Annotated in this window: 1 protein-coding gene; it reads left to right on the top strand. The window is 30.4% G+C overall.

Annotated elements, in window-relative coordinates:
- Window positions 1-924 (top strand): glycosyltransferase family 4 protein (locus L1D46_RS20730; protein WP_239978177.1); only part of this gene is annotated, 924 nt, incomplete at its 5' end.
- Between the last annotated feature and the right edge of the window lie 173 nt (window positions 925-1,097).

Genomic DNA, 1,097 nt, shown 5'->3' with positions numbered 1-1,097 from the left:
CTTAAATACTTTCCTATGTTGAAAGTATTAACAGTTTTCTTTTGGTTATTATCTTGTTATAGGAAAGAAATTAGAGAATGTAATGTTATCTACTGCCATACTTTGTGGTCAGATGGTGTTGCTGGTTTCTTGCTTGCTCGAATTTTTAATAAAAAGTTAGTTGTTACAGTAAGAAGTGCAGATTTAAGTATCTTTCTACCAAAACTATTCTATTATCGTTGGCTTCTTAAGATGGTTGTTGATTTTTCAGATAAAGTTATCTTTATTAGTCCCTCATACAGAAATAAAGTGATAAGTAAGTACTCTAAAATCTTTCAGTTATCAAAATGTGAAGTTGTATCAAATGGAATTGATTCTTTTTGGTTTCAGCAACATTTTAAAAAAGAGCCCAGTAAGACAGTACTTTTTGTCGGAAGGTTTTGTTTTAATAAACAGATTAATAAGTTATATGAAACTATAGTTAATTTAAAAAAGCATGAACATGAACTTAAATTTATTGCTTTAGGGGGGAGTGTTGAGAAATTTAAAGATATTTGCGGCGTTAACTCTATTCCAGATTGGGTTGAGGTTATAGAGTATTCTGATTCAAAATTACAATTAGCTAAATTATACTCTCAATCTGCGGTCATGGCCCTCCCATCAATAAATGAGACATTTGGGTTAGTTTACTTGGAAGCTTTATCACAAGGTTGCCCAGTAATACACTTAAAGGGAGAGGCTATTGATGGCCTTTTTGACGATCACAAAAGTATAACGAGTGTAGAACATAGTGATGAGGTTGCATTATCAAAAGCAATTCTTGGCTTTGTTTTAAAAAATGAAGATCTTTCTTATAAGGTACCGGCAGAAGTTCAATCAAAAATTAAGATTGATTTTTCATGGGTTTTCTTAGCAAAAAAATTAGTAAAGTTGATTAGGGAATAAAAGTGTTAGATAACAAATCAAAATTATTCGTAGTTCAACCATTTAAATACTGGCAAGGACATTATGAAAAATACATTAACAGTTTTAATAGTATTCCTGCTACTGAAATATCCTATGACACTATACCAAAAATTTTAAATCTGATCACCTTTAGTAAAAAACCAAGTAATTTC

This window comes from Pseudoalteromonas sp. Isolate3 (genome assembly GCF_022398505.1).
Lineage (GTDB): Bacteria > Pseudomonadota > Gammaproteobacteria > Enterobacterales > Alteromonadaceae > Pseudoalteromonas > Pseudoalteromonas apostichopi.
This window is presented reverse-complemented; position numbering and strand designations above follow the sequence as displayed.